This window comes from Rossellomorea sp. NPDC071047 (assembly GCF_050270195.1).
In the GTDB taxonomy this organism is placed as follows: domain Bacteria; phylum Bacillota; class Bacilli; order Bacillales; family Bacillaceae_B; genus Rossellomorea.
On the sequence record NZ_JBNNJT010000002.1, the window covers coordinates 119,385 to 145,146 of the forward strand.

Consider the following 25,762-nt stretch of genomic DNA (forward strand, 5'->3'; position numbering starts at 1 on the left):
ATTTGGAACTTGAGATGTTTTCTGATGGTAGATGTATTATAATGAAGGTAGTTTCAAAAATTTAGTAGTCTCAAAAGGAGATTCCATTATGTCGAATAATAATGATCAGCAAATACAGCCAGAAAAGAAAAAAATCAGCCTGCAGGAAGCGATGAAGCAGCAGCTGGCAAAGAAAAAAGAAGCACAGGCAGGCGGCAAGCAAGCAACTGGCGGTCTGGCTTCGAATCAACGCATGCAAAGTCAACAAACAAAGAAGCCCAGCAATACTCGTCGTAAGATGGGGAGCTAATGGGGGAGAGCGCTCGGGAATTGGGGAGTGCTCTTTTTTTGGTTTTGGATGGTGTTTCTCCTGAGGCGGCAAGGTTGGGCTTGGGGCAGCGGTCGGTACTGTGAGAACCTTGGCGAAGTGTGTAAAATGGCAGATATATCAGGAATTCGGCAGATAAACTGGAAAAATGGCACATAAATCGTGAGAACGGCAGATATATCACAGAAGCGGCAGATAATTTTTTCAGTGTAGAGATCAGGCGTCGATTGGTCGTGCGAAATTTGTCAATATATGAAGAACGGTCGATAAGTCCAAATTCCACCACTTCATCCCGCCACACTCCCTTCGAATATCCAATCCCACTAAAAAAATCAAACTTTTTCCTCTCCATATTCGTCAAAGTAGTAGAAAAGAGGTGATCTCCCTTGAATGAAGACCAGGTACGCGATTTCACTCTGTCGAAGGAGGAAATGCTGGAAGAAGTGATGAATGAATACGGCAAAGAGGTGCTATATATAGCTTATTCCTATGTGAAGGATCACAGTCTTGCTGAAGATATCGCTCAAGAAGTGTTTGTCCGGTTTTATCAAAGGTACGAATCGTTTCGGGGAGATTCCTCATTGAAGACGTGGGTCATACGGATTGCGATCAATCAGAGTAAGGATCACCTGAAGAAGTGGGAGACGAGGAAGCTGCTTTTTACAAATAAGCTTAGTGAATTGGTTCATGAGCGAAGGAGTCGATGGCCGGAATCCCAAATGATACATAGGGAAACGGGCAGGGAGCTGCATACCAGATTATTATCTTTGCCAATCAAATTCAGGGAAGTGCTTTTTCTGTATTATTATGAGGAACTGAAAATCACGGAAATTGCCGAGTGCTTGGAGATCAATATCAATACGGCGAAAACTCGATTGAAAACTGGAAAAGAGAAACTGCAAAAAATGTATCCAAAAGGGGTGCATCAGGATGGATAGAGAGCTTCAGAGGCAGGTTAAAAAAATGACGGATGAAGGATTAAAAGGATTCGATTTTAATCATCACATGAAGGATCGTGTAAGGAGAAGAGTGGCTGTAGAGAAGCCGGTAAAAGAATATCGGCGCAGGTGGTATGCGCCATTGATCAGTTTTTCCATTGTTCTCATCGTTGTATTTGCGTTTGCCGTCGTGAAGGGAGAGCAATGGGGAATCCTGGGTAGCGAGAAGCTGAGTGGCTTCTTCACGAATAAATCGAATTTTGATGTGGAAATCCGCTTTGATGGGGGGACGACCATAAGTACGTTTACCGACACGATCACAAATCAAGATGGTGAGGAAAAAGCTCTTACCTTCTCTAAAGAAGAAATGAGTGAAGTTTACACAAAGATAGAGAGCCTGAATCTGAAAGGGAACGAGCAGTTGTCGTACCGGGGAGATTGCACCATTCTATCTCTTGAGAATTACAAGATGAAGATAAGAATGGATGACGATGAATATGAGTATCATCATTCAGATTGTGGAACGACGGCTGACAGAAGGGAATTCGACGAGCTGCGCCAACTGATCATCACCATCATCAAGAGAAAACCAGGGTACGAAGAAATATTGAAACAGAGACTGATAATGTGAAAATTCCATTTACTTCCTCCCTTAATCATGCTATCATAATAAAAATTTCAATTAAATGCCAAGAAGAGATGAGTAGATATCTGAAATCTTTACAGAGAGCTCCGGAAGCTGAAAAGGAGCAAGAGGGACGGTATTGAACCAAGACTCTGAGCAGTACATCGGAACCGTATAAGGGGATGGTGTGACGGGAGCTCCCGTTATCGGGCTAGGGTATAAGCCGGTTGTCCGTACCTGAAAAGGTTAGTATGGTGACATATTAACGAACTGGGGTGGCACCGCGATAAATAATCTCGCCCCCAAGATCAACGTCTTGGGGGTGGGATTTTTTTGTTTCACAAAACATATCGCGGGGAGGAATAATCAATGAGGAAGTGGAAGTATCCTTTATTGCTGTTAGCAGGTATCGGGATTTCGAATGTCGGAGGGTGGATTTATTTAATTGCCCTTAATTTGATTGTATTGGATGAATGGGGATCACCTTTGGCCGTGGTGATTTTATATGTATTGAATCCTGTGGCGGCCCTTTTGACCAATGCCTGGGCCGGAAGCTTGATTGACCGGGTCAACAAGCGGAATTTGATGGCGGGGCTTGATTTTTTCAGAGGGCTATTGATTGCGGTACTGCCTTTTCTTTCGTCGAGTTGGTGGGTGTATGCGGTTGTGTTGATCATCAATATGGGAAGTGCCATGTTTTATCCGGCGTCCATGGCGTACATCACGACCTTCATTCCGCGGGGGAATAGACAGCGATTCAATGCTCTCCGGGGATTGATCGGATCGGGTGCGTTTCTCATCGGACCGGGAATTGCCGGACTGATGTTCATGATGGGGACACCGACGTTTGCCCTTTATATGAATGCACTGGCCCTCTTTTTATCAGGAGTGATCACCCTCTTTCTACCGAAGCTTGAGGATGGGAGCCCCGTTGATAAAGGTGATACCAAATGGGAAGTCATCAAAGATGATTGGCGGATGGTGTGGAGATTCAGCCGGCGCACCGCTTATGTGATGGTCCTCTATGTTTTGTTCAGCTGTATGCTGGTGATGACGGCAGCGATTGATTCCCTGGAAGCCGCATTTTCAAAAGAGGTGCTGCATCTCTCAAATAGCACGTATGGATTTCTCGTAAGCATTGCAGGGGCAGGATTTATACTGGGATCGATCCTGAACACGGCACTTTCTCACAGACTCAATTATATGCACCTGATGGGATTTGGTTCAATGGTTGTTTCGGGAGGATATTTACTATACTCCTTCTCACCTGGTTTCCTTGGTGCAGCAATCGGATTCGCTGTTTTATCCTTCGCCCTGGCCTTTTCGACGACAGGGTTTGAAACCTTTTATCAAGAACATATACCCGCTGAGATCATGGGACGGGTTGCTAGTATATATGGATTATTGGAAGGGGTACTGGTCATCCTTTTCACGGTGCTTATTGGGGTGGGAGCCGAATTGATATCGATCCGTTTTGTGGTGGCTGCGGGGTCGATGATCATGGCAGGCGTTACGTTGGTTCTATATGTATTCACCATGAAGAAATCTTTGGGAAAACAGTTGGAAAATTATTCTGAATGTTATAATAAATAAAAAGGGGGTAGGGTGATGAAGATAACGGTAGATCAGTACTGGGACAGATGGGAAGAGTTGATGGACCGCGTGGAGGCGAGCTTTGAGAAGTGGAACGGCTTGGAGGATCTGTTGTTCATTGCTCAGAAAGAAAAGGACCTCTATAAGGAGTTTTGCTGCCGGTTCGGGATCATGAGGACCGTCAACTATCTTGGGGAGTATGAGGAATTATTCGATCATTTTGAGTGGTGCAATGGCTTTTTTATAGATAATGAAGAGAACCTGCAGGATTGGGTGGAAAGCTTCTTCTGGATCTATAAATGGATGGCGGAGCATCTGGTGAAGATGCCCGGCATTGACACGGAGCAGTTAGATGCATTTTTCAGTGACTTTCAAGAAGCATATGACCGTTATGGCTATAGTCTGCGTCCTTTCTATCAGCATCAGCATAAACGGGCGTTGAAAACAGGGAATGCAGAAGAAGCGGAAGAGTATTATCAAAAATGGATAGGAGCGGAAAGAGATTCCCTTTCAGATTGTGAAGCCTGTGAATATCAGACACAGCTTGAGTATTTTTATTTTACCGGGGAAAAGGAAAAAGCCCGCCCCATTGAAATGCTTTTATTATCAAAAGAAGTGACATGTGGTGAAATCCCCCACTTGACCTATAGTAAGCTGCTCTTACCTTATTATGAAGATGGGCGGGTGAAGGAAGCCTTGCGCTATCAGTCAGAAGGATACTTTTTCATTTATGATAAGCCACACTTTTTAGTAGAAGCTTCCGAACATATCAGGTTCCTTGCCTTAACGGAACCTGTCAGGGGAATTAAAGTTTTAGAGCGTCACATCGAGTATGCGGATAGTGGAAAGGATCCTTATGGGATGTTTTACTTTTATATGAGTGCGATCGTTCTTCACCGAAAGCTTGTTGAAGCCGGCCATCGACCGGGATTTGCCGTTGATGTGATGAGTGAGATTGCAGAAGAGATCGCAGGGGATTTTGATGAGAGGAATGGGAATGATTTCTTTGGTCGTGAGATGGAGAAGCTATATTCTATGTAACAAATATTGACAGCCCCTGCATATCTATATATAATCATCTAAAATAACTGAAACATTGCCGAGGATCAGTAAAGGGATCTTGTCTTTTCAGAGAGGGAGCGGTTTGGTGAAAAGCTCCCATTGATGAACCTTTGAACCTGCCTCTAAGTTCTGTATCGAATGAAGATATCAGCGGTCCGATACCGTTATCATGGAATGAGTGTAAAGCTTTGCTTTGAATCAGGGTGGTACCGCCAGAAATGGTCCCTGATGAGAAGCAGGGCTTTTTTTGATTTATGTGGGTGTCGGGCAGTTCGCCGATATATTCGGAATTTCGCTCGATAAAATCAGGATTTCGCCGTTAAATCTAAAATATCGCCGATAAAATCCAAATATCACCGTTAAAACCAATCCAACGAAAAATGAGGTGCTCACAAATGGCTAAAGAATTTGTAAAAGATGTAACGGGCATGGAGGAAGACTTCGCCCAGTGGTATACAGATGTCGTGACGAAGGCAGAGCTGATTGATTACTCAAGCGTCCGCGGGTCGATGATCATCAGACCTTACGGATATGCACTTTGGGAAAATATTAAAGATGCCCTCGATGCAAAAATAAAAGAAACAGGGCATGAAAATGTGTATATGCCACTCTTCATACCGGAAAGCCTTCTTCAGAGAGAGAAAGATCATATCGAAGGCTTCGCGCCTGAAGTGGCATGGGTGACCCATGGAGGGGAAGAGGAGTTAGCGGAACGGCTGTGCGTGCGTCCGACTTCTGAGGTATTGTTCGGGGAGCACTACAAAAACATTATCCATTCCTATCGTGATCTGCCTAAGCTTTACAACCAATGGGCCAATGTGGTCCGTTGGGAAAAGACCACCCGTCCATTCCTTAGAACATTGGAATTCCTGTGGCAGGAGGGACATACGTGTCATGAGACCGATCAGGATGCTCATGATGAAACGGTGAAAATGCTGGAGGTTTACGCCGAGCTATGCGAAGAGCTATTGGCGATCCCGGTCATCAAGGGGCAAAAAACAGAAAAAGAAAAGTTTGCCGGTGCGAAATATACGTATACGATCGAAAGCCTGATGCATGACGGGAAAGCCCTGCAATCAGGAACGTCCCACCATTTAGGTGACGGATTTGCGAAGGCATTCGGCATTCAATTCACGGACCGTGATGGAAAGCTTCAGTATGTGCAGCAAACGTCGTGGGGATTCACGACCCGCATCATCGGTGCCATGATCATGGTGCACGGGGATGATCGAGGGCTTGTGGTTCCACCGAAGATTGCGCCAACTCAACTCATGATCGTACCGATTGCCCAGCACAAGGAAGGTGTCCTTGATTTTGCCTATAATCTGAAAAGCCAGCTTGCCGGGGTTGCCCGTGTTGACATCGATGCGAGTGATAAAAAGCCGGGTTGGAAGTTTAATGAGTATGAAATGAAGGGCATCCCACTTCGCCTGGAAGTCGGACCAAGGGACATCGAGAACGGTCAGGTGGTATTAGCGAGGCGTGATACAGGTGAGAAGATCACGGTCAAGAAGGAAGAGTTGGAAGGGAAAGTAGCCGAACTTCTGGAACACATTCAACACAATCTTTTAGAAAAAGCGAGAGATCACCGCGATGAAAAAACAACGGTAGCCAAAACGTTTGAAGAGTTCAAAGAAACCGTTAAGGAAAAAGGCGGATTCGTAAAAGCGATGTGGTGTGGGGACCGGGCTTGTGAGGACACGATCAAGGAAGAAACGAGTGCGACATCACGTTGCATGCCGTTTGAACAGGAAGAGGTGTCGGATACATGTGTGTGTTGTGAAAAAGGTGCGAAACACCTGGTCTATTGGGCGAAAGCGTATTAAGAGACAAAAGAATGGTTCTTCCGTCCTTTTTCTCCCCAAAGCCTTCTTTTTCCCGTGTTTGATTAATAAACATAGGTAAAGGAGGCATCGATTATATGGAATTTGAACTCATCCTCGTTTTATTCATGGCAGTCGTGGTCATCAGCCTTTGGGTCGTGCATTCCAAGCTTAACCGGATCACCGAGCATGTGCAGCAGCTGGATGAAGAATACTTGTCCGATGAGCAGATTGAGAAGGAACTAGAGGAAGAATGGTATAAAGACAAGTAATGATGAAGGCGTTTCTCAGAGGAGGGACGCCTTCCGGTTTTTAGAAAAAGGGCTACCATTCTAAATGGCAGGTTGATACTATTAAAAATAGAAATGAACGAAAAGGGAGGGGCAAGGATGAAACATAAGGACTTGACCATCGAAACACCAAGATTGGTCATCAGACCCTTTGTAAACAGAGATTACAAAAACTGGTTAAGGGAAAATCTGAACAGGCTCCCATCCCAGCATAAATATGATGTTGGCTATCAGGACATGAGTGAATGTACGGAGTTTTGGTTCAGGGAGATGCTTCTGAAGCATGATGAGATGATCGATCGGGACCAGGTCTATATTCTGGGGATCTTTCTTAAAGAAGGTGGCGCGAGTATCGGGACCATCGACTTCTCCACTCTGATGCGGTACAACTTTAACTGGGGCAGGGTCGGTTATATGGTACATAATCGCTACTGGAACCGTGGCTACGGGAAGGAAGCGGTGAAGGCAGCCCTTCAGCTGGCTTTTGTGAAATTGAATTATCACAGGATCGAGGCCCATATCAATCTCGATAACGCTCCATCGATCAGCCTTGCAGAAGGTGTCGGCATGCAGTATGAGTGCACGCGGAAAGGATTCATTTATGAGTTTGGGAAGTGGACGGATAATCTGGTGTATTATGTGAATGCTGGTGAATCATAAAAAAACGATGAGAGCTCATGTGCCCTCATCGTTTTTTATTATAATCCTTCGATGGTCAGTTCTTTCACTGGCAGGAATTCTTCCCCTGTATCCATGTACTTCACGTTCACCTTGTCATTTTCCTTCAGGTAGATCGCAAGTAAGCTGTTTTCCGAGGAAACGATATAGTTGTTGCCGTTGTCGAGTAAGAATGATACGACCGTGTAGTCACCTGTCTTTTCTTTATAGACACGGACGACTGTACCATTTGTCTGTTTCTCCTCTGCTTTCGAGCTGCCGTCCACACTGCCGCCTCCTCGTTGGAGTGCCGTTTTGTATTGCTTCAAAGCCTGGTTTGGCGTATTGGCATAGGCTGATATTTCCGGGTTGGCTGCCGAGACGATGAAGTAGTTTTGTAAGAAACCATTCGCATCGAGCACCGGAGTCAGCCAGCTTGCTTCTCCGTAGAAGTTATAGAGCACCGGCATTTCGCCATCCCATTTTTTCTCGATGAATTTCTTTTGGATGATCTGCAGGGCTCCCTGTGAATCCATGTAGGACTCTTCAAGGTTTCCTGTATAGAACGTTGCTTCTCCCGTTCTTGAGTTCGTCAGGGAGTAACCGAGCATGGAATCGACACCTTCTTTTGGCGAGGTGAAATCGGTAAAGTAGTACATGTCACCATTTTCGTCAAAAATAGGGCTTACATTGGCTTCGGTCCCTTCATCTGACGGAAGCTTGACGTCTGATTTACCGAAGCGGCTGTTCCAGAATCCTTGAACGTAGTTACCGAAATAGCTGTTCTGGAGGCTGACGGTTTCCGGTGAAATCGCTCCGTCAATGAAATCCGGTACATCATCGATTTTGTATGACTTGGTATCACCGGATTTAGGATCGACCATGACGATTCCTTTCGCTTCAAATCCGTTTCGTGCAGAAATGAACTCACCGTACGTTCGAATATAGAATGGTTTTCCTTCGTCATCGATCTCCAGCTGAACATCACCATTGAAAATCTGCTTCGGATAGTTCAAGCGGATGTGTCGCTCGATTTTTTTATTAAAGAAGGCAGATGGTGTGTAGACCATTTCTTCTTTGATGAATTTAGGGTTTGCTGATGAATCGGTGGCACTTAGCGTGAAGTAACCAGGTGTTTCATCCCCCTTGAACCATTTGAAGAATCCGGAGAATTCAACCGGTGCAATGTACACGTACTCCCCATTGACCTTTTGAATCTGCAGTCGTCCAAGCTCATAGTAACTCGTATTCGGTACCTGACCGAATGCTTTCTTCATTTTGTTACGGGCAAATTGTGGAGGGACGCTTGCCGGCGTTTCCTTTTCATCAAAGGCTTCTATTTCCGTTTTTACGTCCATTTTCGCTGATTCAAATTTCTGATCGGCATTGAACACAAAGGCGGTCAGGAAGTATGCCCCAACGAGGAGACTACCTAGGAACAGTGCGCCTTTCACCATTCGTTCGGTCCCGGTTGCAAGTGTGGCACCGAACCCGGCGGCAACGATGAGTAAGATCCACATACTTGTAAAGTTTTGATCGAGATTCGTCATGTAATAGAAGACGAATACAATGATCGTCGTGATCAGGAGGGTGGCTCCGAACAGTGCTGCAAAGGACGGATACCCCTCTTTTTTATTCTGCTTTTTCATGATTGCCATCGGTACGACGAGTAAGGCCATGACCAATCCGACAATGACTGAAAATAGTAATATATTTCCCATAGTGTTCCCCTTTCAAGTGCTTCTGTTTATAGTGTATATACGGATGAGGGGGTGTGGAGGTTTCAATTGTTTTTTTTTTGAGGGAGGCGTTGGTCGCCCAGTCATCATTCGCTATAATAGAAAGAAGTAACCATTTCAGGAGGAGCCTATGGATATATTTGATATCGCGAGGATTGCGGGGGTATCACGGAAGACGGTACAGCGGGTGTTGAACCATTCGGATCAGGTACGACCGGAGACCCGAAATCGCATTTTGCAGGTTATGGAGGAGAATCACTACCAGCCCAATGTGTCAGCGAGAAGACTCGTGAAGAAAAAGACGCACACGATCGGGCTATTTATCATTCAGGATCCTCAGAAGCATCGTATTTATTCGGATGACCTTTTTTACAGTGTGGTGATCGGGGCCATGATCAATGCCTGCTCGGAGCGGGGCTATAATATGCTTGTGACCATGACGGATCTGAATGATTCCTCCCCCGTTTTAAAGCTTTACCGTGAAAAGAGCATCGATGCGGGAATCATCATCAGCTGGAGTAACGTCCAATCAATCGTGGATCAAATAACTTCAGCGGGCTTTTTGGTGGGGGTTTTTGATCAAAACAATGTGTCGGGGGGGACACCTCAGATCCCGATGCCCGTATTACAAAACGAAGTGAGTGCGATGGGGGCGACCAATCACTTCATAGAGCTTGGTCATGTGGAAATCGGGATCATTACGGGTGATGAAGATAATCCTGCAGCAATGGAGCGTTTGAGAGGCTATCAAAAAGCGATGGAAGCAGCAGGGATCCACATTCAATCGGATTACATATTCAACGGTAAGTTCATCGAAGATTCAGGAAGGGATGCCGTCAATCATTGGATCGGGCAGGGCACTCTTCCTTCAGCTATCGTTTGTTCCAATGATCATATCGCATTCGGTGCCCTCAAGGCTTTAAAAGATGCCGGAAGAAGTGTTCCTGACGATGTGTCTCTCATTGGCTTTGATAATTTATTGCTTACGGAATATACATCTCCTGCACTGACGACCATGAATGTTCCAAGAGTAGAGATGGCCGTGTCACTGGTAGAGCAACTGATTCACAGAATCGAGGAGATCCCCTATGAAAATATGAGTCCTTTTCAAGCTGCACTCGTCAAACGGGATTCCTGCCGTCAAAAAAATTAAGAAGAAAAAATGCTGTATTCCCAATGGAGTAAGCATTTTTTTTTCGTGGGAAATGGGATTGTTATTGTAAAAAAATGTTGTCAAAGAGTGGAGATGCTTTTATAGTTATATACAAATGTCCCACGTGAGACATAACGAATAACAGGAGGCGTTCCAATGATCAAAAAAGCAGTCACTTCTTTTACCGCCGCATGTCTCATCATGAGCCTTACACCAGGAAACATAGGAAAAGCATCGCATCACAAAGAAAAGCCATATCACCTCAAAGATTCGACGTTAAAGGATAAAACGATTAAAGGTGACTTAGTCATCACCCCTGGTGCAGGGAAGAATATTACATTTGAGAATGTGACGGTCCTTGGCACCACCATTGTGAAAGGGAAAGCGCCTGAAACCTTTGAATTGAAAGATTCCCAGTTACATAGCCTCTCTGTTCAAACACCTGCTCATTCTACTGAGATTACCGTTTCTGGAGAATCCAATGTCAATGATACACGTCTCGATGGACAGGTTTTGTTAACAGAAAATGAAATTACATCGGAAGGGTTTCAGGATGTAACGGTATATTCTTCCCCTTCCAAAAAGAAAAAAGCTACACTGCAAGGTGAGTTTGATACAATCACAACTACCGCCAAAAAGGGTCAGGCTAAAGTAGAGCTTGGGGGTATTGCTGAACGGGTAAAATTGAACGCGCTTTCAAATGTCGCTCTTCCCACTAATGGATTAGTGAAAGAGCTCCATGTGTTGAAGGCAGGTAAGGGATCTGTCATTACTGGTGATGGTTCCGTACAAGAAGCAACTTTGGATAGCCCCGTCACTTTTAATGGAAAAGAAACTTCTGACGCTTCTTCTTTCACCACTCCATGGTCCCTGATGTGGCATGATGAATTTAATCAAACAGAGATTGACCGTGGAAAGTGGACGTTTGATATCGGCAACGGGTATACCGATGCAAACGGTCAATTTATCCCGGGCTGGGGGAATAATGAAAAGCAATATTACACAGACCGCCCTGAAAATGCGAAGACGAAAGACGGTAAGCTCGTCATCACAGCTAAAGAAGAAGAGTATGAGGGGTACTCTTATACATCGGCTCGCCTAAAAACGAAGGGTCTTTTTTCAAAAACGTATGGGAAATTCGAAATGAAGGCGTCGCTTCCGGTTGGGAAAGGGTATTGGCCGGCATTCTGGATGCTTCCTGAAGATGATCGATATGGTGGATGGGCAGCTTCCGGGGAGATTGACATATTGGAGGCCCAGGGAAGCAATCCCCATGAAGCGATCGGCACGATTCATTATGGTGAAAGCTGGCCAAACAACAAGTACACTGGCGCTCACTATGCCTTTGAAGATGGATCGACCATTGCAGACGAGCATGTGTACTCGGTTGAATGGGAACCGGGGGAAATTCGCTGGTATGTGGATGGAAAGCTACGCCAGACCCAAAATAATTGGTATAGCAAAGGAACCGGCACGTCGGCTAATTTCACGTATCCAGCTCCATTTGATCAGCCATTCCATATGCTATTGAACCTGGCGATCGGCGGTAACTTTGATGGGGATCCAACAGAAGATACCATGTTCCCTCAATCCATGAACGTTGACTATGTGCGGGTGTATGATCTGACGGGCCGACCGTATAAGGATCCGGAGTTACCAGTTTTCGAGCAGTCCCCTTTACCAGATGAGGCAAAACAACCCCTTGAAGACGGGAACCTTATCTACAATAATGGTTTCGATCAAGAGTGGGAAGAGGTAGAAGGGATTGCAGGCGTGGAGAACACGGATTACTGGTATTTCTTGACCGTGCCTGATTTTGGCGGGAAAGCGAATGTGTCCATCGATCAGGTGGATAACGTGAACTATGCAAAAGTCGATATACAGGAGCCCGGTAATCAACCTTATTCTGTACAGCTGATACAAGATGCCTCTATCGGAAAAGGACGTTATTATCGTGTGTCCTTTGATGCGAAGTCGAATGCCGTGCGTCCGATCAATGTAAAAGTCAGCGGAGGTGCAGAGAGGGGATATGCCACGTATTCAAGAAGCGAGTCGTTTGAGTTAACGGATCAGGAGCAAACCTATGAAACGGTGTTCCAAATGACTGAGGAAACCGATCTTGCAGCCCGACTGGAGTTTAATTTAGGCTTGTCCACCCTGCCTGTCTGGATAGGAAATGTCCGGGTCGAGGAAATCCCTCCCGTGCAAGTGGATCCGGATGCTTCCAAGCCTGTGCTTCCTGACGGGAACCTTATCTATAATGGAACGTTCGACCAAGGGTTCCCCGACCGTTTGCTTTACTGGAACTTGGTAGATTCCGAGAATGCTGAATCCATGGAGGTGGATCCTGAAGAGCGGGTATTTTCGTCCAAGCCTTTAAACGATACAGACGAAGTACAATTGGTGCAAAAAGGTGTTCAGCTTCAAGCTGGAAGTGAATATAAACTGACACTGGACGGGGTGGCTGAGAGTTCCCGCGATATTCAGATTGAGATGAGAAGCAAGGATGGAGATGTTTCCTATGCAAAGGAAACGATTCCTCTGAATGATGATTGGGAAACTCATGGCATGGGTTTCTCGATGCCGGATATGACGGATTTGGAAGCGCAGCTGGTCATCCACCTTGGGGGCAGCACTCATGAGGTGAAGCTGGATAATATTAAGCTATTGAAAAAGGCGGGACCCGTTGATCCGTTTCCTATTAAAAACGGGACATTCGATAATGGTTTAGATCCATGGGAGTCCTACATCCATTTTGATGCAGGAGCAAATGTTCACCATGATGAAGGTGAGGCAAGGATCTCGATCGAGAATGAAGGTATGGAAGCCTGGAGTGTCCAATTCTTTCAAGGGAATCTGGTGCTTGAGCCCGGGAAAGAATACACGCTTTCCTTCGATGCAAGCTCTTCAGTAGCCCGGTCGATGGCAGTGACGTTGGAAAACAGTCAATATACGAGGTACCTCTCGGAAATTGCGGAACTTAATGAAAATATGGATCGCTTTGAATATACGTTTACGACCCCTTTGAGGGAGGAAACGAGTGTTAAGTTTTTACTGGGGGCCACTGGAGAGGTGCTTGGCTCACATGATGTAGTGATTGATAATGTGGAGTTGAAGTAAGTTGGGGTACAGCGTCTTTGGGCGCTGTGCTTTTTTTGATGTTTTGGGGGGAGGTGGTGAGCGTGTTTGACTGAGCGTTCAGTCAAGTTGTGTCGTGTGGGGAGTGATGAGAAGTTTGTCGAAAGATGTAAGGTGGCAGATAAAACTGTAGTTTGGCAGATAAATCTACAGAGCGGCAGATAAAATAGAAATAGGGCAGATAAATCTCCAGAACGGCAGATAAAACGTGAAAAGTGGCAGATAATTTTCCTGAAGGACAAACCAACAAAATAGAAATCCTGCAGATCAACCATAAAAAGCAATACGATCCCGATCCCGATCCAACCGTAAGCCAAAAACCAAAAAAAAAGCAGCCAATCCAAGATCAGCTGCTTTCTCCTTTACCCAGGACCACCTCAACCCCGAAGTGATCCGAGACAACAGGCTTATTTACATGATTAAAGATGACACGTGAAGACTTAACATCCACTTTCTCACTGGACAACACAAGATCAATCCTCAAATCGACCTTGTTCTCATCCCATCCGGCAATCTTCCCTTCAACGGTGACGCCTCTATCCCGTTGGGCAGCTTCATCAAATGTATCCAGGAGTCCTTTTGAAAGAAGATAATCGTATCCTTCTTCACGAACCCATGCATTGTTATTGAAGTCGCCCATTAAAAAGAAGGGGGATTCAGGAGTGACTTGTTCCATCAAGGAATCAACCTGAAACTTGAACGGTTCTTCTTCGTCCGTCCACCAGCCCAGGTGGCAGGAGTAGAAGGTGAAGGGATTTCCTTCATATGAAATGGTGGCCCCCACGATCTTACGGGTTTTCCAGTAGGATTGGTCATGGCTCTTTGAGATAAAGAAGCGGTGTTCTTCGACGACCGGATGTTTCGTTAATATTGCCACGCCTTCTTCGTACACGTCGTATCCGATATGAGCGAAGTCCCAAACGAGTGTGTAATCTGTCACACCGAGTTTCTCCAGTTCCCCAAGAAGGACGAGGGCAAAATTGTCTTTTTTAACGAAGCACCCGACTGGTTCACTTTCGATCAGCTGACTGACTTCCTGGAGGGCGATGACATCGTAGGATTTCTCCGCGATGTCATGTGCCAGGATCGAGATTTTTTCGAGTTGGTTGTCTTCCTGCCATGAGTGACAATTCAACGTGAGTAGTTTCATGTATTAAGCTCCCAGTAGATCTTGAATGTCAGATTTGATGACGTCTGCTTTCGGACCATAGATGGCTTGTACGCCTTTGTCTTTCAGGATGAGTCCTAATGCTCCGTTTTTCTTCCATTCCTGTTCAGTCCCGACAAGGCTTGTGTCTTTTACTGTTACACGAAGGCGGGTCATACATGCATCCACGTCTACGATGTTTTCTTTACCGCCAAGCATGGCAACGACTTTCGGTGCGATGGAATCAGCACTTACGGTACCGCCGCCAGTTGTAGCTTCATCTTCAATGTAGTTCCCGTTACGCCCCGGTGTCGGGAAGTTGAACTTTTTGATCAGGAAGTTGGCAACCGTAAAGTTAAGAGCAAAGAATACGATACAGGCAATAACGAAGTTCACAAGGTCGACCCACAGGCCAGCTTTGATGATCATCGGCACACGAGTCAGAAGCTCGATGGATCCGAATGAGTGAACGCGGATGTGAACGATATCCACAATCGCGAATGCAAGTCCTGTCATGATCGCGTACACAACATATAAAAGTGGGGCAGCAAACATGAACATGAATTCGATAGGCTCCGTAACACCCGTTAAGAATACAGCTAAACCAGCTGAGAAGAACATGGATTTGTATTTCTTCTTCTTGTCTTTATCCACATTACGGTACATGGCATAAGCGATACCGATCAGGGCAGCTGTGGATAAAATCATTTGACCTACTTTGAAGCGGGCAGGTGTGACGTCATTTAATAGTTGTTTGTAGCTTTCAGTATCTCCTGCAGCCAGGAAATTGTTTAAGTCAGCGATCCAGGCAAGCCAAAGTGGATCTTGACCGGCTACCGTCGAACCTGCACCTGAACCAGTCAGGATTTTGTACGTTCCGCCGAGTTCCGTGTAGTTGATTGGAACCGTTAACATATGATGCAGACCGAATGGTAATAATAAACGCTCCAACGCACCGAAAATGAATGGAGCAATGATTGGTGCCGTGTTCCGGGATGTTGCGATCCATTGACCGAAGTCATTCAGTAACCCCTGGATGAATGGCCATACAATCGCCATGATGACAGCGATGACGATGGAGCCCACAATCACGACAAATGGTACGAAGCGTTTTCCGTTAAAGAAGGAAAGGGCATCAGGCAATTTACTGTAGTTATAATATTTGTTGAAAAGATTGGCTCCTAAGAAACCTGAGATGATCCCGACGAATACACCCATGTTTAAAGCAGGTGCACCAAGGACCGATGTGAAATAATCAGAAACGACTAATGTTTGGCCGAAAAGGGAAGAGACCGTTGCTTCAGGGTCCCCAAGCATATCTCCATTGACTCCGAAGATCGCTCCGGTAATCCGGTTGATCAGGATGAAGGCGATCAGAGCAGCGAAGGCTCCGCCTGCACGTTCTTTCGCCCACGAACCACCGATGGCTACGGCGAACAGGATGTGCAGATTGGTGATGACACCCCAACCGATATCCTCCATTACTCTTGCAATCGTTTGCACTAATGTGATGTCTCCACCCATCATCGCAATCAACTTACCGAGGGAAATCATGATCCCTGCAGCTGGCATGACGGCCACGACCACAAGCAGCGCTTTCCCAAATTTCTGCCAGAAATCAAACGACAATAAATTCTTCATAAACCCGTTCCTCCTTTAATATCAATCTATTTTTCTATATATTTTACATTGAATGACATGTGTGCGTTTACATTTCAAATTAAAATGAAATGCTGATTGGTGCCTATTCATGACTTGCGTGCTTTGTAACATGAAAATAGATGCAACCGTTTGCACTGACTAAACACATTTTATGATATCCCTTTCAAGAAAGCAACAACAAAATATTATTTTAGTAAAATATTATTAGGTGGAGGGACGGACCTTGGTAGGGGGAGGTGTTTGGCAGGGGATGTGGATAACTGGCCTGGTTGTTTAGTAGTGGGAGGAATGGAAGGGAGGAACGAATTCTGAGGCTGTGGATTGTGGATAATTTTAAGAGGAGAAATGGTTGAGTCATTGTGGATGGAATAAGGGTGTGGATAAGTGGCGGAGGATCGATGGACCGACATTCTATTTCAATCATCGCAATTAAATCCCTGACGAATTCACCGCGTATTCAAGAAAAAAGCATCCAAGCCCTCAAGATTGGATGCTTATCAACATTATTTCAACAATCGCAGACCATTCAAGATAACCAAAATCGTACTACCTTCATGCCCGATGACCCCATAAGGGAGATCCAGGATTTGCAGGAAGTTCGACGCGATCAGCAGCATGATCACAGCAATGGAAAACACCACGTTTTGTTGCACGATCCGCTTCATTTTTTTCGAAAGCTTAATGGCTTCAGCAATACGGGTGAGGTCGTTTTTCATTAGGACCACATCGGCTGTTTCCAGGGCAACGTCGGTTCCTTCGCCCATTGCGATTCCAACGTTGGCCGTTGCAAGTGCAGGTGCGTCGTTGATCCCGTCCCCGACCATTCCGACCGTACCAAATTGACGTTTCAGCCTTTTCAGTTCATCTACTTTCGTTTCCGGCAGGCACTCGGCAATGAAGGAAGCAACCTTGGCTTCTTCGGCAATGGCTCGGGCTGTCTTTTCATTGTCTCCTGTAAGCATAATGGTTTGGACGCCTTCCTCTTTCAGGAGTTGCAATGCTTTGATGGTTTCTTTACGCACCACGTCTTTTAATGCGATCATAGCGACAATTTCATTTTCCTTGGCAACGAAGACCGTCGTTTTTCCTTCAGAAGCGATTCTTCCAAAGGCTCCATCCATAAATTGTTCTGCCAACACTTTATCCACAAAATCTGCTTTCCCGATCTTCCATTCAAATCCGTCCACAAGCGCTTTGACTCCCCAACCGGATACGTCTTCGAGGGAATCAGGCTGAGAGAGTTCCAGATTTAACTCGCGAGTTGCGTGGCGGACGATGGCTTGAGCAAGTGGATGGTTCGACTGGTTTTCAATCGAAGCAACGGTGGCCATGACGTCACGTTCATCCACATGATCCGCAACCACTATATCCGTTACGATTGGTTTCCCCTTCGTCAACGTTCCCGTTTTATCAAAGGCAATCGCTTTAATGTTGCTCAAGTTTTCCAAGTGGGCGCCGCCTTTAAAAAGAATTCCATGGCGGGCACCGTTTGAAATCGCCGACAAACTTGCTGGCATGATCGCTGCAACCAGTGCACAAGGTGAAGCAACAACGAGCAGGACCATTGCCCGGTAGAATGTTTCCGTCCAGCTCCATCCAAGGAAGAAGTGTGGGAGGAACATCATCAGGAAGACAACTGCAAGCACGACTTTTACATACGTTCCTTCAAAGCGTTCGATGAACTGCTGTGAAGGCGACTTTTCGCTTTGCGCGGATTGCACAAGATCAATAATTTTTTGGAAAAGTGTTTCGCTGCTTGGTTTGGTCATTTCAACCGTGATGGCACCGTTGATGTTGACCGTTCCAGCGAACACTTCATCTCTTTGATTTTTGGTGACCGGGACGGCTTCCCCGGAGATGGCTGCTTCATCGATGGACGTTGTTCCTTTTACGACAACACCGTCCGTTGGCACTCGTTCACCCGGTTTGATCAGAATATGATCGCCGATTTCAAGGCTTGAGACATGGACTTTCTTTTCGCCGGATCCTGTCACGAGCCATGCTTCTTCAGGCTGAAGCTGCATGAGTGCGGAGATTTCTTTCTGACTTTTGTTCATGGTATACGTTTCAAGTGCCCCACTGACTGCGAAGATGAAGATGAGGATGGCGCCCTCTGTCCAGTAACCGATGATGGCAGAGCCCACTGCGGCAAAAATCATCAGCATTTCTACATTCAGTTCTTTGTTTTCAATGGTTTCTTCGATTCCTTCTTTGGCTTTGGCGAACCCGCCGATGGCAAAGGCAAGGAGATAGAAGATGATGCTTAAGGTGGAGTCGTTGTTTGACGTCAACCATCCCAGTAAAATAAACACACCGCTGACCAGTGCGGCAATCAACTCTGCATGAGGCTTAATTTTTTCAAAGAAGTGTATTTTTTCATTAGGTGTCCCCATGGATAAGGCTTTGGATTGTGAGCTCATAGCGTATTCCTCCCTTTAGTTAAATGAAAATACGAGATTCTCATTGAGAATAATAATCAACGTCAATACCCCTATAAAACGACGAAAGCTGCCACCGATGAAAGGTGACAGCAAAACAGCACGTGCTCTTAGTTGATTTTATATGAAGTTAGTAAATTATAATTATTATAATCTAATCCTATCACATGTATATGATAATGGAAAGAGTTTTGTGCTAGTTATTCTGAGTTATTTCTCCACGTCGATTTTGGATGGAAAAGACGAGCAGGCTCACAAAAATCATCAGCATCATGCATGCGATCAGATAGAAGAAGCTTGAGCCCTTGAACCAGTCGATGGTGATCCCGCCAACGAATGGACCGATCATGCTTCCGAAGCTGAAGAAGATCCCGCACATGATGTTTCCGGCAGGAAGTAATTCTTTTGGCAGAAGATCAGTCATATAACTAATACCGAGTGAAAAAGTCGATCCGACCGCCATACCGGCTAACGTAAAGCAGATAAATAAGCCCATGGTTGATTCAGAGACGATTCCTGCGGCCGAAAAGCAGAGAAAACCGATCATCATGACGATGAGCAGGACATTTTGTCTTCCGTATTTGTCACTCAAAATCCCAAGTGGTACCTGGGATATAATACTTCCCACGGCAAAAGCAGGCAGGAGGATGGCGACGGCTTCAATGGAAAGACCGTTTCGGAGGGCAAAAACAGGGAAATTCCCGTTTAATGAAGCTTCCAGGAATCCATATCCCAATGGAGGCAAAAGGGCGACCCATGCGTATTTGAGAACCTTTCCGAAGCGCTGGAACGATCCAAGGAACGAGGCACTGCCGATATTTTGCTGATCGGGGAATTCGTTTTGTAATTTAAAGACGAACATCCAGACGGTCAGGCTTAATAAGGAAGAGATGATGAATGGCAATGCCTGATGGATGGTGATGAGCTGTGTCATCATCGGTCCCACGGCGAAACCGACTCCAAAAGAGACCCCGTAGATGGATATATTACGTCCGCGATGTTCTTTTGGTGAAAACGATGTGATCCATGTCTGGGTGGCGAAGTGCAGCATGTGATCGCCGATTCCAATGCAAAGACGCAGGAAGAACCAGAACCAGAAGGATTTCCAGACCGGGAACAGTAAGAGTGACGCTGCGACCACGATTCCGCCGATGATGATCATCGGTTTGTATCCGATTTTCTGAAGTGGTCTTTCCATTAATGGAGAAGCGAGTAAGATTCCTATATATAATGCGGTTGCGTTTAATCCGTTCAGGGAGGAAGAAACGCCGTCCTGTTCGAAAATAATGGCGATTAAAGGAAGGAGCATACCTTGTGAGAAGCCTGAAATCGCCACGATTCCGACAAGGACCCAGAAGCGGAAGGTCAGTGTTTGATTCATTTGCAAAAACTCCCAATCATTGATGATTACTTCTTAGATGGTACTCCCAATTTCATTGTTTGGCAATACGAAACGAATGGAGTAAAATCAAAACATCTACTAACATAATAAGGAAGGAATGAAATGAAAATGGAATTTAACATGCAAGAAGGCGGATTTTACACAGATTTAGGGTTTGGGAAACTGGAGGTTTCGGGTAACGAAGAGTATGGCTTTCGCCCATTCCAATTATTGGTTTCATCCGTAGCCGTGTGCAGCGGGGGAGTGCTCAGAAAAGTCCTGGAGAAAATGCGCATCGAATTTGACGACATACATATCAAAGCCGACGTAACCCGCAACGAAGCCGAAGCCAACCAAGTCGAAGCCATCTCCCTCCACTTCACCATAAGAGGGACGGACCTCGACAAAAACAAAATCGAAAAAGCCATGAAGCTCACACGCAAAAACTGCTCCATGGTCCAATCCGTACAAGACAGCATCAAAATCGAAGAAACGTTTGAGTTAGTGCAGTAAAGCGATGAGGGACGGACCTTCATGTTCACGAGTATAAGTCCTGTTGTATCAAGGCTTCTAACTGGGTAAAGGTCCGTCCTTTAATGCTATAGAGTGGTGAGGGACGGACCTCTAACTCAACGTAAGCCCTATTGTATCAAGGTTTATAACTAGATGAAGGTCCGTCCCTCAGTACAGTAAACTGTTAAAGGACGGACCTCCAAATCAGCATAAGCCTCATCAATTCAAGGTTCTCATCTGTTCAAAGGTCCGTCCCTCTTTATGTGTCCTCTATAGGCTTAGTTCCTGGGGTTCTTTGCCTGTTTTTTCGTAGTAGAGGATGGTTTTGGGTGTGAGTTTGAGGAGCATGTATTCCGGGTCGTCGGGGCTTGCGATCCAGGATTTGAGTTGGTCGTTCCAGAATTTTTCTTTGAGTTCTTTGGATTCTTCGACGGAAGCTTCTGCTTCGATTTCTACATAGTGCTCATGATCGGAATCGCGGTCATGGCCCAGAAGTATATGAACATGAGGGTTCTGTGCGATGTCTTCCGCTTTGTGCGCATGTTCATTGGTTGCGGTGTAGAGTGTAAGGTCTTCATGGTAGAACATCATAAAGCGCGAATATGGTTTGTTGTCGCGAATCGTGGCAAGGGTGCCGATTTTATGGTGGGAAAACAGCTCAACGATCTTACCTTCTAAGGTTTGTGCCATGGGTTGTACCTCCTAATTGGGTTCTATCTATAATGTGTCTAATCTCGTGTGATTTAAACAAATTTTCTTTTAGAAAGAAGGATCTTACACATGAATAAAGTATTTGCACTGCTTGTATTTGCCGGAGTTCCGATCTCGGTCATCGGCTCACTGCTTCATTGGCCTAATGTCATCATGTTCGTAATTTACTGTGTGACGATCATTGCCCTTGCTGCTTTTATGGGAAGGTCGACGGAAAGCTTGGCCGTTGTGTCAGGACCCCGTATCGGCGGATTATTGAATGCGACCTTTGGGAATGCGGTAGAACTCATTATTTCTATTTTTGCATTAAAAGCTGGTTTGATCGGCGTCGTACTTGCGTCCTTAACTGGATCCGTACTTGGGAACCTGCTCCTCGTTGCCGGGTTGTCCTTTTTTGTAGGGGGAATCAAATTTAAGCGTCAGAAGTTTAACGTGTTTGATGCCCGTCACAACTCGGGGCTGCTTATGTTTGCCATTATCGTTGCTTTCGTGATCCCGGAAGTATTCGCCCAGGATATGAACGAAGCGAAGACCATGTCTCTATCCATCGGTGTTTCAGTCATCTTGATTGCCCTTTATTTATTTGCCTTATTCTTTAAATTAGTCACTCACCGAGGGGTGTATCAGCATGAAGGCGAAGAAGGTGCGCACGCTCATGAAGAGCCGGAGTGGAGTAAGGGGAAAGCATTGCTGATCCTTGCCGCTTCCACTGCTGCCGTTGCCTATGTATCGGAACGCCTCGTTCATACGTTTGAAGAAGTCGGGAACACATTCGGCTGGAGCGAGCTCTTCATCGGGGTCATCATCGTAGCCATCGTCGGAAATGCTGCTGAGCACGCGTCGGCGATCATTATGGCTTATAAAAATAAGATGGATATCGCTGTGGAGATTGCAGTCGGGTCGACCTTGCAGATCGCAATGTTTGTAGCACCTGTTCTTGTATTGATTTCATTGTTTTTCGAAACAAGCATGCCGCTTGTGTTTACGTTACCGGAGCTGGTGGCCATGGTATCAGCAGTACTTGTCACGATCGTCATATCCAATGACGGGGAGACGAACTGGTTTGAGGGGCTTACCCTTTTGGCAGCCTACGTCATCATGGGGATTGGGTTTTATCTTCTATAAAAAAATGGAGGACCCGGCAGATGAGTCTGTCGGGTCTTTTCTTTGTCCTGTGAAAAATCGTGTGAACCGCCTACTCATTCCTGAATAAGATAACAGAAGAGTTTTTGTGCAAAGGAATGAGAATGGTGAGAAAAAAGAAAAAACCGACCTTAGGCAAAGTTATTGATTGTAAAATCGATTTACCTCCGAGAGGATGTCCCGGGATTTTTCCCTTTGAAGGGTGTACAAATCCTACCATTCAACTAGATCAAAAAGGAATGATAAGCTGTGAAGGAATCATCAGTGGCAGGGTGCTATGCGATTATCATCCCCTTCAAGGTGTCACGGTTAATCTGTCTTCATCATTCCCGGGTCTGGTCTTTGATGACCCGAATCCCGTCACGGACAGCACCGGCCGGTTTTCAACGAGAGTGACGGTGGCTCCGGGAACTTCGATTATACCTAACGTCATCGTGACCGCAACGGCAGTGGTCATTGGGAAGACCATCAGGGACTCGATATCAGTAAGAGTGGACTGTATTAAATGTAAACATCCTGAACTGACGCTGGATCCGATCAAGGAGCCGGTCGGGTGCAAGGGTGCAAAGCTTTCTGGACGACTCATTTGCGATGGAAGGGCAATAGGGAATGCGGCCATCTCATTTATCATTGAATCACAATCCAAACGTATAGTAATCACTCCAAATCCTACGATCACACAAAGTGACGGGAAATTCACTGCAACCCTGGTCCTATTTCCAGATGTGAATGAGACCATCACGATTACAGCAACAACTAAAATTGGCGGTAAAAGGGTTTCCTCAGAAACCAGAGAAGTGAAGGTTCGCTGCGTTAAATGTAAGAAACCGGACATAAAGTTAAAGAACTTAAAGAAGATCGATTGCCGTACCATCGTGGTTGGGAAAGTCACCTGTGATGGCGTACCCCAGGCGGATGTCCCGGTAACATTAACCGGATCCCCAATCCTGAAGTTTAAGCCACCTGTCCCGGTGACCAATGAGAAAGGAGAATTTTCATCGGTCGTCAAGGTGAAAAGTGGAACTGAATTTCAGTCTGCTTTCTATAAGGCGGAAGCGGTGGTTGGCGGGAAAACAGTGACAGACATTGATCATGTCATTGCAGGCTGTAAAAGGTGCGAAAAGCCAAAACTGACTCTCGAAGTGGAGTGCGAGGTCATCCCTTGTAAAGGCGCCAAATTGTCCGGACAATTAACATGTGACGGAATCCCCATCCGACATGCACCGGTCACGATTGATATCTTGGGTTCATCACCAGGTGCTGTGGAAGTGAAGCCAAATCCTGCTCGGACCAATGATCAAGGTGAATATGAAACAATGATAACACCAGTATCGGGAAAATCTGAAGACATATCGATTCAGGCGATGACAACTTTAGATGACAAAGTGATCAAGTCTATGATCAAAACGGTGAAAATCCATTGCCCATGCAAAAATCCGACCATTGAACTGGATCATATAAAAGAAATAGACTGCTGCGGGCAAGTGAGCGGTAAAGTATGTTGTGACAAGAAACCATTGGATAATGTGAAAGTGAAATTGTCCAGTCCGGTTTTACAGTTTGAACCTGATGTTGTGTCTACAGATGAACATGGAAGGTTTACCAGTGACGTCAAAGTGCCGCCGAACACGCCGTTCAAAGATGTTATGTATTCGGCAAGCGCCGTGGTAGGGGATAAGGAAATTTCAAAAAAAGCCTTTGTTTATGCGGGGTGCCTGAAATGTAAGGAGGTCAAACTGACGCTTAAAGTTCCTCCGTATGTGGGGTGTAAAGGAGCCCGCCTCACAGGGAGAGTACTATGTGACTCCAGGCCACTTGAAGATATCAAGGTACACTTTGAAATAGAAGAAAAGCACTTTAAGGGTACCATCGCGCCAAACCCTGCCATCACAGACGAGGAAGGAAACTATTCAGCAAAAATCCTTCCTGAATACGGAATGCATGATCGTATTTCAATCCAGGCTTTTGTCGTCATTGATGGTAAGAAAGTTTCCACCAAACCATATGACGTGCACATCAAATGTGTCTGTCCACCTGAAGAATGTTCCTGTGAGTATGATTAAAAAAGCAGCGGAGTTCAATAACGAACTCCGCTGCTTTTTTAGGGAATGTAGGAATGTTTGAAAACAGACCAGTTTGCTTTGTAGGTAGAAGCCTGACTGTTTTCTTATACTTAATAGTATAAAATGAAATTTGAATTTTGTAAATATTCTTTCAAATAAAGTTTTTGGGATAAGCTTTTCCAACTAGGAAAAACTAACGGCAAACCCTTAAGTTTAGTTTGAAAGGAGTCAATTTCATGAAAATCATGCGCACTGTTCTTATGGTCATACTCGCATTTTTCGTTGCAACAACGGGTATTCACGCTGAAAATAATCCTAAAAAAGAAAACAAGGAAGCGACGGAGAAAACTCCGAAACCACCTGAAGATACTAGCGTAAAGATCCCGAACTCAGTATTAAATATAGCAAAGGAAAATACGTATCCCAACTCAACCCAGGATCAACCGTATCTCCAACCGAGTGAGTGGTCCCAGGAACTGATCGAAACATCGAATGTGAAAATAGAAAATCCGAACCTGATCCGTATGCTGAATGAATCCACGATGAATAAAGCACCAACCATTGGATTACGGGCAACGATTTATTTAGGGGAATGGCCTTTAAACTATGCTTCAACCGAGACATCCCCTAACTGGGAATATCAAAAGGTCAACACGAACTACTTCGATAACCGCGGAGGTAAATCAAACTACCAAATCCACTACGTCCAGGAAGCACAAAAAGTAGTGAAGGGCGGTTTGACGGCTAAAGTACCACACGCAGATGATGTAGAAAAAATGATGCTCATCAAAGCAATGGATAAGTCAAAGCTGCCTCTTGCATTCCAAACGATTGTAGGTGCAGGTACGAAGAAGGATCAGGTGTACAATATTTCACCTAAACGTCTTGGATACCTCTATGCCTACGCTCCGGCGATTAACGAAAAAGGAAAAGTAACCTACGGTGAAGTGTTCCTTGTGATGAAAGGAACAAAACGCTCCGTCGTCGTGAAAAATGTTACATCCCAAGGAGTCGGAGCATGGATTCCGGTCCAGGATCACGTCCACTTCGGCTTCATGGCAAGCGAAACACCAAGATAAATGTTTGAGGAAGAGTGAAATGGGGTAAAACTTATTTCACTCTTTTATTATTTTCTTTGATATGTTATAATAATTAGAATATTCAGAATTGAAGGAGGGATATCATGGAGTATCTACTTATTTTTGGAGGCCTATTAGTGGCATTCATCACTTTAAGAGTATGGTTCGGGGCGAGAAGAGCAAAGATCTATGCTGAGTTAAAAAAACAAAAATACAATGTAATGGATCCAGCCCTGGAAAAAATAGCCCAACCACTCAAGAAAAACGACCGCGGCCCAATCGGATAAGAAGCACACCGGA

Annotated in this window: 21 protein-coding genes and 2 other annotated features; of the genes, 15 read left to right on the top strand and 6 right to left on the bottom strand. The window is 45.3% G+C overall.

Annotated features, from left to right (window positions below):
• The first annotated feature begins 88 nt into the window (after positions 1–88).
• The 8 genes from ACQKFO_RS08340 (at position 89) to ACQKFO_RS08375 (ending at position 7,298) form a co-directional block, all read left to right on the top strand.
• Complete coding sequence (locus ACQKFO_RS08340; RefSeq protein ID WP_113968695.1) at positions 89–289, top strand: hypothetical protein; 201 nt, start codon at positions 89–91, stop codon at positions 287–289.
• Positions 290–693: 404 nt separating this feature from the next.
• On the top strand, positions 694–1,245 hold the full coding sequence (locus ACQKFO_RS08345) for a sigma-70 family RNA polymerase sigma factor (protein WP_427597924.1): 552 nt from the start codon (positions 694–696) through the stop codon (positions 1,243–1,245).
• Positions 1,238–1,876: a hypothetical protein gene (locus ACQKFO_RS08350; protein ID WP_427597926.1), complete on the top strand. Its 639-nt coding sequence runs from the start codon at positions 1,238–1,240 to the stop codon at positions 1,874–1,876. The genes ACQKFO_RS08345 and ACQKFO_RS08350 overlap by 8 nt, the downstream gene beginning before the upstream one ends.
• Positions 1,877–1,927: 51 nt before the next feature.
• Positions 1,928–2,177 (top strand) — a binding site (T-box leader).
• A gap of 62 nt (positions 2,178–2,239) precedes the next feature.
• Positions 2,240–3,463, top strand: a complete 1,224-nt coding sequence (locus ACQKFO_RS08355) for an MFS transporter (protein ID WP_427597928.1) — start codon at positions 2,240–2,242, stop codon at positions 3,461–3,463.
• 15 nt (positions 3,464–3,478) lie between these two features.
• Positions 3,479–4,504 (top strand): hypothetical protein, encoded by a 1,026-nt coding sequence (locus ACQKFO_RS08360; RefSeq protein ID WP_427597929.1) that lies wholly within the window; start codon positions 3,479–3,481, stop codon positions 4,502–4,504.
• 46 nt (positions 4,505–4,550) lie between these two features.
• Positions 4,551–4,755 (top strand) — a binding site (T-box leader).
• Between the two features lie 165 nt (positions 4,756–4,920).
• The gene (gene proS, locus ACQKFO_RS08365) at positions 4,921–6,351 is read left to right on the top strand and encodes a proline--tRNA ligase (RefSeq protein ID WP_427597930.1); all 1,431 of its coding nucleotides are present in this window, start codon (positions 4,921–4,923) and stop codon (positions 6,349–6,351) included.
• 95 nt (positions 6,352–6,446) lie between these two features.
• Entirely contained in the window at positions 6,447–6,620 is a 174-nt protein-coding gene (locus ACQKFO_RS08370; protein ID WP_187443194.1) for a hypothetical protein, read from the top strand.
• Positions 6,621–6,737: 117 nt separating this feature from the next.
• On the top strand, positions 6,738–7,298 hold the full coding sequence (locus ACQKFO_RS08375) for a GNAT family N-acetyltransferase (protein WP_427597931.1): 561 nt from the start codon (positions 6,738–6,740) through the stop codon (positions 7,296–7,298).
• 38 nt (positions 7,299–7,336) lie between these two features.
• On the opposite strand, the gene ACQKFO_RS08380 is transcribed toward ACQKFO_RS08375, so the two are convergent.
• Positions 7,337–9,016, bottom strand: a complete 1,680-nt coding sequence (locus ACQKFO_RS08380; protein ID WP_427597932.1) for a hypothetical protein — start codon at positions 9,014–9,016, stop codon at positions 7,337–7,339.
• 148 nt (positions 9,017–9,164) lie between these two features.
• Here ACQKFO_RS08380 and ACQKFO_RS08385 point away from each other — a divergent pair, with 148 nt between their 5' ends.
• Positions 9,165–10,187, top strand: coding sequence for a LacI family DNA-binding transcriptional regulator (locus ACQKFO_RS08385; RefSeq protein WP_427597933.1), 1,023 nt, complete (start codon positions 9,165–9,167; stop codon positions 10,185–10,187).
• Between the two features lie 156 nt (positions 10,188–10,343).
• Entirely contained in the window at positions 10,344–13,307 is a 2,964-nt protein-coding gene (locus ACQKFO_RS08390) for a carbohydrate binding domain-containing protein (protein ID WP_427597934.1), read from the top strand.
• A gap of 364 nt (positions 13,308–13,671) precedes the next feature.
• Here ACQKFO_RS08390 and ACQKFO_RS08395 read toward each other — a convergent pair whose 3' ends face one another.
• From ACQKFO_RS08395 to ACQKFO_RS08410, 4 genes are all read right to left on the bottom strand, one after another.
• A complete protein-coding gene (locus tag ACQKFO_RS08395) occupies positions 13,672–14,475 on the bottom strand; it encodes an endonuclease/exonuclease/phosphatase family protein (RefSeq protein ID WP_427597936.1) in 804 nt (267 codons plus the stop codon).
• Between the two features lie 3 nt (positions 14,476–14,478).
• Positions 14,479–16,113, bottom strand: a complete 1,635-nt coding sequence (locus ACQKFO_RS08400; protein WP_427597937.1) for a PTS transporter subunit IIBC — start codon at positions 16,111–16,113, stop codon at positions 14,479–14,481.
• A 524-nt stretch (positions 16,114–16,637) separates the two neighbouring features.
• On the bottom strand, positions 16,638–18,554 hold the full coding sequence (locus ACQKFO_RS08405; protein WP_427597939.1) for a heavy metal translocating P-type ATPase: 1,917 nt from the start codon (positions 18,552–18,554) through the stop codon (positions 16,638–16,640).
• A 214-nt stretch (positions 18,555–18,768) separates the two neighbouring features.
• A complete protein-coding gene (locus tag ACQKFO_RS08410; RefSeq protein ID WP_148994948.1) occupies positions 18,769–19,953 on the bottom strand; it encodes an MFS transporter in 1,185 nt (394 codons plus the stop codon).
• A 129-nt stretch (positions 19,954–20,082) separates the two neighbouring features.
• Between ACQKFO_RS08410 and ACQKFO_RS08415 the strand changes: the two genes are divergently transcribed.
• Positions 20,083–20,466: an OsmC family protein gene (locus tag ACQKFO_RS08415; RefSeq protein ID WP_427598876.1), complete on the top strand. Its 384-nt coding sequence runs from the start codon at positions 20,083–20,085 to the stop codon at positions 20,464–20,466.
• Between the two features lie 270 nt (positions 20,467–20,736).
• Here ACQKFO_RS08415 and ACQKFO_RS08420 read toward each other — a convergent pair whose 3' ends face one another.
• Complete coding sequence (locus ACQKFO_RS08420; RefSeq protein WP_427597940.1) at positions 20,737–21,156, bottom strand: pyridoxamine 5'-phosphate oxidase family protein; 420 nt, start codon at positions 21,154–21,156, stop codon at positions 20,737–20,739.
• Between the two features lie 90 nt (positions 21,157–21,246).
• Between ACQKFO_RS08420 and cax the strand changes: the two genes are divergently transcribed.
• From cax to ACQKFO_RS08440, 4 genes are all read left to right on the top strand, one after another.
• A complete protein-coding gene (gene cax, locus ACQKFO_RS08425; RefSeq protein ID WP_427597941.1) occupies positions 21,247–22,302 on the top strand; it encodes a calcium/proton exchanger in 1,056 nt (351 codons plus the stop codon).
• A gap of 125 nt (positions 22,303–22,427) precedes the next feature.
• Positions 22,428–24,383 (top strand): hypothetical protein, encoded by a 1,956-nt coding sequence (locus ACQKFO_RS08430; protein WP_427597942.1) that lies wholly within the window; start codon positions 22,428–22,430, stop codon positions 24,381–24,383.
• Positions 24,384–24,619: 236 nt separating this feature from the next.
• On the top strand, positions 24,620–25,462 hold the full coding sequence (locus tag ACQKFO_RS08435) for a YfkD family protein (RefSeq protein ID WP_427597943.1): 843 nt from the start codon (positions 24,620–24,622) through the stop codon (positions 25,460–25,462).
• Positions 25,463–25,566: 104 nt separating this feature from the next.
• Positions 25,567–25,749 (top strand): hypothetical protein, encoded by a 183-nt coding sequence (locus ACQKFO_RS08440; protein WP_427597944.1) that lies wholly within the window; start codon positions 25,567–25,569, stop codon positions 25,747–25,749.
• Positions 25,750–25,762 lie beyond the last annotated feature (13 nt).